This is a genomic window from Yoonia sp. (assembly GCF_030731595.1).
In the GTDB taxonomy this organism is placed as follows: Bacteria; Pseudomonadota; Alphaproteobacteria; order Rhodobacterales; family Rhodobacteraceae; genus Yoonia.
On sequence record NZ_JANQTS010000020.1, the window covers coordinates 1 to 6,845 of the forward strand.

The following is a 6,845-nucleotide window of genomic DNA, read 5'->3' on the forward strand; positions in this document are numbered from 1 at the left end:
TTTTCGGCGTCATCCTCGGCATATTTCAGGTCCGCGCCATAGGAGTATTCGACCCGGTCTTTTTCCTCGGCTTGTGTGAGGATATTGTTGGCGCGCTTGAACCCTTGGATCAGGTTCTCGCCGTCATCGGTGGCAAGGGTCGCCGCCAGCGCCTCGGCCCGTTTGACAAGAAGGGTCAGGTCGTCATTGCCGGGCATGGCAATGCAGGCGTCGATGATGTCGTGCCGGATGCCCTTGTCTTTGAGGAAGACTTTGAGCCGGTCGTGGAAGAAGGAGAGGAGGCTCAGCGCCAGATCTGCGCTGTCATCGTCCTGTGACTGCGATGCATGTGCGATCGCTTGGAACATTCCACGGGTCGAAATAATGTCTCTGGCAAGCTCTTCGCCAAAGTCCCGAATGATATCCTCATCGCTGGGACCCGTTGCCATGTCGAAGCCAAGTTTCATCTGCATCGAGAATTCGTCGGGCGCGGCCGCCGCCGCAATGAGCTTCGCGAGGTCAATCCTGAGGTCATTCTCCAACACCAACCGAATAACCCCCAGCGCCGCGCGGCGCAGCGCAAAGGGGTCCTTGCTTCCGGTCGGTTTCTCGTCAATCGCCCAGAACCCTGTCAGCGTGTCGATCTTGTCGGCCAGCGCGACAGCGACGGACACAGGCGCAGTCGGCACATCATCGGATGGCCCCAGCGGGGAATAGTGTTCTTGGCATGCCTCTGGCACGCCATCGTCATGGCCTGCCGCTTGCGCGTAGTAGCGGCCCATCAGCCCTTGCAGTTCAGGGAATTCGCCGACCATTTCCGATTGCAAGTCGGCTTTGCAAATCCGCGCGGCCTCTGCCGCCAGATCAGGCTTGGCCCCGACGAAGGGCGCGATTTCGCGCGCCAAGGCTTCGATCCGAATTATCCGGTCAGCCTGCGACCCCAGTTTGTTGTGGAAGGTTACTTCGGCCAGCCCCGCGCCCATGCCTTCAAGGCCCACGGTCTTGACCGTCCGCAGATCATTTTCCCAAAAGAACTTCGCATCCGACAGACGTGCCGCCAGCACCTTTTGATTGCCTGCCAGAATGGTCGCACCGTGATCGGCAGTCTCCATATTGGCGACGGTCACAAAACGTTCGATCCGGCCTGTCTTGGGGTTACGCACGGAAAAGAATTTCTGGTGCTCTTTCATCGAGGTTTGCAGGACCTCGGGCGGCAGTCCCAGAAAGTCCTCGCCGATCTGGCCCAGCAGCACGACGGGCCATTCGACCAGCCCCGCAACCTCGGCCAGCAGGCCTTTGTCCTCGACCACTTCAAGGCCCAGCGCAAAGGCCTGGTTGGTCGCTTCGTGCCAGATCACCTCGGCCCGTTCTTCGGCACGCAGGATGACATGGGCGCGTTTCAGCTTGGCCTCGTAATCATCAAAGGACGTAACAGGAAACACATCAGGCGCGAGGAAACGGTGCCCGCACGTGGTCTTGCCCGATGTGATCCCGTCCACGTCCATCGGCACGACTTCGGCCCCGGCTTCATCGGTCAGAATGCACAGGATCGCGTGCAGCGGACGCACCCACTTCAGTGTACCAGAACCCCAGCGCATGGATTTAGGCCACGGGAAGTTACGGATCGCGCTTTCCAGCACTTCGGCGATGATCTCGGCGGCCATGCGGCCGGGCTTTTCGATCACGGCCACATAGAACTGGCCCTTTTTGTCGTCGCGCACCTGCAGGTCGTCGCGGGCCACACCTGCCCCGCGCAGGAAGCCGTCAATCGCCTGATCCGGCGCGCCGACTTTGGGGCCTTTGCGCTCTTCCCGTACCGCTTTGCTTTCAGCCGTCAGCCCTTCGATCGACAGCGCCAAGCGGCGCGGCGTCGAAAACGCAGCTGCTCCTGCATAGGTCAGCCCCGCTTCGACCAGACCATCGGTGACCAGCTTGCGCAAATCTTCTGCCGCGCGGGTTTGCATCCGTGCGGGGATTTCTTCGGAGAAAAGTTCAATCAGAAGATCAGGCATCAGTTGGGGCTTTCAGGGGGTTGGGGGCAGCCTTCGGGGACCGGATTGCCGTCAAAGACGACTTCGCCACATTGATTGATCTGGTGCCAGGCATAACCGCGCCCGTCGGGATAGATCGCAACGATCCGGTCGATCCCGTACTGGATATTCTCGACACCCATAAAGGCAATGGCATCGCCGCCAAGGTCAGCGCCAATCTGGGCGGCATCAAAGCAGTCGAACCAGCGGGGGGCAACGCGCGGTTCGGCATTTTCGACGATCACAAAGGTTTCGGTCAGCGTCGCTTGGCTGATCGGTGTTTCAAAACAGGCACGATACCGCAGCGGGCTGCTGATCGCGTCGATGCCTGCAAAATTCTGGATCAAAAGCGGCTCTGCCGCGCCGGTCGACACGGAGGTGAGCATGATCGCATCAGGGCCTGCCACCACATCCTCGTAGTAGGCATAGACCTGTTGATAATAAAGTACGCCACCCAAGACGGCGGCCATCACAAGCATTGCCACGATAATGATCCTCGCCATCAGGCCGCAGCCCCGCCCGCTTCGGTTTGCACAAAGGCGTCGGCGCAGGCCTTGGCGAGCGCGCGCACGCGCCCGATATAGGCTTGGCGTTCGGTGACCGAGATGACGCCGCGCGCGTCGAGCAAGTTGAAGACATGGCTGGCCTTGATGCATTGGTCATAGGCGGGATGCGCCATGATGATCCGCTTGCCTGTCTTGGGATCTTCGGCGGGGGCGTCCAGAATGCGCTGGCACTCGGCCTCTGCATCCTTGAAGTGCTGGAGCAGCACCTCGGTATCGGCCACATCAAAGTTCCAGCGCGAATATTCCTGTTCAGTTTGCCGGAAGATATCGCCATAGGTCAAAGGGATCGGTGTTTGGGGGTCGTTGAATGGCATGTCCATGACGTGATCAACGCCCAGCACATACATCGCAAGGCGCTCCAACCCATAGGTCAATTCACCCGAGACCGGTTTGCAGTCGTGTCCGCCAACCTGCTGGAAATAGGTAAACTGACTGACTTCCATGCCGTCGCACCAGACCTCCCAGCCCAGGCCCCAGGCGCCCAGCGTCGGGCTTTCCCAGTCGTCTTCGACAAAGCGGATATCGTGGACGGCTGCGTCAATGCCAATCGCCGCGAGCGAGCCAAGGTAGAGGTCCTGCATATCGGGTGGCGACGGTTTGATGAGCACCTGATACTGGTAGTAGTGCTGCAAGCGGTTGGGGTTTTCGCCATAGCGCCCGTCCGTCGGGCGGCGTGAGGGCTGCACATAGGCGGCGGCCCAGGGCTTGTTGCCCAGCGCGCGCAGGGTTGTGGCGGGGTGGAACGTGCCTGCGCCCACTTCCATGTCGTAGGGTTGCAGGATCGCGCAGCCTTTGCTGGCCCAGTAGGTCTGAAGCCGCAGGATAATGTCCTGAAAACTGCGTGGTTTGTCCGCCATCTGAAACCTCTTTCGCTATGGGCCGTTCAATAGGGTGCTGGGCGGCAAGGGTCAATTGGGCAACGGGTCAGGAATTAATCAACTGACTCACGTCGGTTTGTCTTGCGTCCTTGAGCACAGCGGGCCAGTCAATTCGAAATTGATTTGTTATCCCGAGGTTTGCCATGCTCAGGGCGTTTTTCGCTGTCGTTCTACTTTCTTTGTCCACCGTCCCCGCCAAAGCGCAAGATAGCTTTTGGGTGCAAATCGAAGCCCGCCAAACACTGACCGAAGCGACAGAGCGCGCCCGCGAATATGCGCGCAGGTTCAGCGATGTGCAGGGATATTATCTGGGAACCGGATTCTATGGAATCGTCTTGGGCCCTTACAGCGAACAACTGGCACGGCAGGAATTGTCGCGGCTGCTGGCCAGCCGACAAATCCCCTCTGACAGCTATCTGCAGAACGGTCGCCGGTTTGAACAGCAATTCTGGCCAATCGGCGGTTCGGCAAACGTCACGCCGAACGAAATCGCACAAGATGAGATCGCCTTTGTATCACCTGCTTTGCCCGACATCCCCCTGACAGGGCCGCAGGAAACTGTGGCAGAAGCCCGCGCCGCCGAGGCCGCATTGTCCCCTGAGGCACGCCAAGAACTGCAAAAAGCGCTGCAGTGGGCAGGCTTTTACAACGCCGCGATTGACGGTGCATTCGGGCGCGGGACCCGCAGCGCGATGGAAGACTGGCAGATTGCGAATAATCAAGATCCAACAGGGGTGCTGACGACCAGCCAGCGGGCACTTTTGCTGGGCCAGTACAATTTTGATCTGGAAAGTGCCGGCATGCAGATGGTGCGTGATGATGCGACCGGGATCGCGATGCAAATTCCGCTCGCAATGGTCACTTTTGCAGAGTTTCAACCACCTTTCGCCCAGTACACCGCCTCTGGGGACCTGCCGCAAGCGCGTGTCCTGCTGATCTCTCAGCCCGGCGATGCAGGCAGGCTGGCGGGGCTTTTCGAGGTCATGCAGGTTCTTGATATTGTCCCACCCGAAGGCGCGCGCCGCCTGTCGGACAATGCATTCGTCATTGAGGGCGCCGACAACGACATCCAGTCCTACACGACCGCCAGCCTTGTTGATGGTGAAATCAAGGGCTTTACCCTTGTTTGGCCGCAGGGCGATAGCCGCCGGTTTGCGCGTGTTTTGGATGCGATGCAGTCAAGCTTTGCGCGGATTGACGGCGTGCTTGATCCCAATATCGTGCCGCCCAGCGCGGACCAGACGATCGACATGATTTCTGGTCTTTCGGTCCGTCAACCACAGCTTTCGCGGTCTGGGTTTTATGTCTCGGGCGAGGGTCATGTTGTGACAACCTCCGAAGTTTTGCAGAGTTGCGAACGCCTGACTTTCGACCGTGACACCGAGGCCGAAGTCTTGGTGACGGTGCCAGAACTCGGGCTGGCCATTTTGCGCCCCACTTCGCCCGTCACCCCGATTGATATCCTGCAATTCCAAGGGGGCACACCGCGCTTGCAAGACCCGATCGCGCTTGCCGGGTATCCTTTCGACGGGGTCTTGCCCGCGCCGACCCTGACCTTTGGCACCTTGATCGACTTGCGTGATCTGTCCAATGATGCGCGGTTCAAACGGCTTTCTGTACTGGCCCGGCCCAGCAATGCGGGCGGTGCTGTTCTGGCTGAAAGTGGTGCTGTTCTGGGTATGCTTTTGCCACGCCAAGGTGCAACATCTCAGGCGCTCCCCCCTGAAGTGCAATTCTCTCTGAATGCGGCGGATATTGTCGCCTTGCTGACCCAAGCGGGCGTGGCTGTTTCAGTCGCTGATCCCGCTCCCGCGATTGGTCCCGTCGCCTTGCAGCGCAAAGCGACAGATGCGGCGGTTTTGGTTAGCTGCTGGTAAGCGCGATTGTGGACGGCACGCGGATCACAGTCGGCCCTTTGGTTGCAAGGGCCGTCTGGATCATCTGGGCCAGTTCACCCAGATCAGCGGGCTGCACCGCCGCTGCCCCGTAAGCCTCGGCCAGTTTGAGGAAATCGGGGTTGCGTTGGATGACCGCATTGGGGGCGATCTGGGCGCGGACCATGCTGTCTTCGATCTCACCCAGTTTGCCGTTGTCCCAGATGATAATCGGCAGCGTAAGCTCGAGTTCCACCGCGACCGCGAGTTCCTGCACTGTATACTGGAAGCCATAATCGCCCAGAATTGCGACCACTGGCTGATCCCCCACGCCGATCTTGCCACCAATCGCCGCCGGTAGCGCATAGCCCAGCGTCCCAAAGCCGTAAGGGTGATGCCAATGGCCGGGGCGGTCCATCGGATAGACCTCCTTGGCGGCATAGGCGAATTGGGTCATGTCCGAGTAGATCATCGTGTCGTCAGGCAGGACAGCCTTGAGGGCGTCAGCAACGGGAAGAATACCGGGGCGTTCGGCATCGAGTTCGGCGCGCCAGCGCGCACGTGTGGCTGAGACTTCTTTGGCTGACCAAGTGGTTTGCTTCACGCCTTCCATTTGGATCAGGCTGTCGGTCAGATGCGCGCTGGCATCCGCAAGGATGCGCGTTTCTGCGCGATGACGGTCCGTCAGGCTTTCCTGGTCAAGATCAATGCGGATCATCGGGGCCGTGTGGCCCAGATCGTCACGCCAAAGATCAACTTCGCTTAGCCGGGTCCCCACGGCGACGATCAAATCTGCAGAGGCGATCACATCGGCGCTGCTTTGCCGCGCAAGAGTAGCGCCGTAATGCAAAGGGCTGTCATCGGGAATGATCCCGCGCCCTGCATAGGTGGTAAAGGACGCTGCATTCAATCGTTGGAAATGCGGCCACCAGCGCGCCACGCCACGTGCAGCGCCGCCACCAAAAATGAACAAGGGGCGCTTTGATGCCGTCAGGCGCTCGACCAAAGTCGCGCACTGCAGGGGGGCAGGCTCGGGGCAGGTCGGCCAATCTGCGGGGCGTGCGGGAGGCGCTTTTGCCTGTGCCTCAAGCTGCGCAATCGGGACTTGGATATGTTTGGGGGAAGGAACCCCCGTTTCCATCTGGATCAAGGCCCGATCAATCAACTGATAGGTCGCCTCTGGCGTCCGTGCTGTGACGGACCAGTCACACACCGTGGCTGCCGCCCCTTCCTGATCCTTCATCTGGTGCAATTGCCCGCGCTTGGCCTCTGTCTCATCAAGCACGGACGAAATCACCAGCATCGGCACGCTGTCGGAATAGGCCTGCCCCATCGGCGTCATGATGTTGCACAGACCGGGACCAGAAATCACGTAGGCCACGCCCGGTTTACCGGTCGCGCGGGCATAGCCATCTGCCATGAACCCCGCCCCCTGTTCGTGTCGCGCGAGGATATGCCGGATGCCTGCCTCTTCGATCCCGCGATACATTTCCTGATTATGCACCCCCGGAATGCCGA

Annotated in this window: 5 protein-coding genes; 1 reads left to right on the forward strand and 4 read right to left on the reverse strand. The window is 59.9% G+C overall.

All coding sequences use genetic code 11. From position 1 onward, the window contains the following. The 3 genes from glyS to NWQ23_RS01905 all read right to left on the reverse strand — a co-directional run. A partial coding sequence (glyS, locus tag NWQ23_RS01895) for a glycine--tRNA ligase subunit beta (RefSeq protein WP_306164543.1) occupies positions 1-1,991 on the reverse strand: 1,991 nt, incomplete at its 3' end. Beyond that, complete coding sequence (locus NWQ23_RS01900; protein ID WP_306164544.1) at positions 1,991-2,512, reverse strand: DUF6446 family protein; 522 nt, start codon at positions 2,510-2,512, stop codon at positions 1,991-1,993. The genes glyS and NWQ23_RS01900, both read right to left, overlap by 1 nt. After that, a complete protein-coding gene (locus tag NWQ23_RS01905) occupies positions 2,512-3,432 on the reverse strand; it encodes a glycine--tRNA ligase subunit alpha (RefSeq protein ID WP_306164545.1) in 921 nt (306 codons plus the stop codon). The genes NWQ23_RS01900 and NWQ23_RS01905 overlap by 1 nt, the downstream gene beginning before the upstream one ends. Positions 3,433-3,632: 200 nt before the next feature. On the opposite strand from NWQ23_RS01905, the gene NWQ23_RS01910 reads away from it, so the two are divergent. Then, positions 3,633-5,330: a serine protease gene (locus NWQ23_RS01910; RefSeq protein WP_306164546.1), complete on the forward strand. Its 1,698-nt coding sequence runs from the start codon at positions 3,633-3,635 to the stop codon at positions 5,328-5,330. On the opposite strand, the gene NWQ23_RS01915 is transcribed toward NWQ23_RS01910, so the two are convergent. Next, positions 5,317-6,845, reverse strand: a 1,529-nt coding sequence (locus tag NWQ23_RS01915) for a thiamine pyrophosphate-dependent enzyme (protein WP_306164547.1), incomplete at its 5' end; no start/stop codon positions are given. The genes NWQ23_RS01910 and NWQ23_RS01915 overlap by 14 nt on opposite strands.

What these genes read in the sequence shown, in the direction of transcription:
- NWQ23_RS01905 (WP_306164545.1), bottom strand. Translation starts at nt 3,432, where the DNA reads ATGGCGGACAAACCACGCAGTTTTCAGGACATTATCCTGCGGCTTCAG.
- NWQ23_RS01900 (WP_306164544.1), bottom strand. Translation starts at nt 2,512, where the DNA reads ATGGCGAGGATCATTATCGTGGCAATGCTTGTGATGGCCGCCGTCTTG.